The sequence below is a fragment of the Synechococcus sp. CCY 9618 genome, assembly GCF_019038415.1.
Classification (GTDB): domain Bacteria; phylum Cyanobacteriota; class Cyanobacteriia; order PCC-6307; family Cyanobiaceae; genus Cyanobium.
In genome coordinates this window covers 1-261 of the sequence record NZ_JAFKRG010000106.1, presented here as the reverse complement: position 1 = coordinate 261, position 261 = coordinate 1, and the positions used below count along the sequence as shown (strand labels likewise).

At 76.2% G+C, this 261-nt stretch carries 1 pseudogene; it reads left to right on the top strand.

From position 1 onward, the window contains the following. Nucleotides 1-261: pseudogene (locus KUG41_RS15335) on the top strand (DUF4912 domain-containing protein); the annotation flags it as partial.

Sequence of the window (261 nt, the reverse complement as noted above, 5' to 3'; positions counted from 1 at the left end):
GCGCCGGCCCCTGGGCCTCCGGCCGCAGCGCCTCCGGCTCCGGCATCGGCGGGGTGGCCCCGCGCCAGCGCTCCTTCTGGCTGGTGGCCGATGCCGAGCTGATCGTCTACGGCGCCACCGATCCGGCCGCCCGCCTCAGCATCGGCGGCGAGGAGGTGCCCCTCACGGCCGACGGCACCTTCCGGGTGCAGGTGCCCTTCCGCGACGGCCGGCAGCTCTATCCCATCGAGGCCGTGGCCGCCGACGGGGAACAGAAGCGCA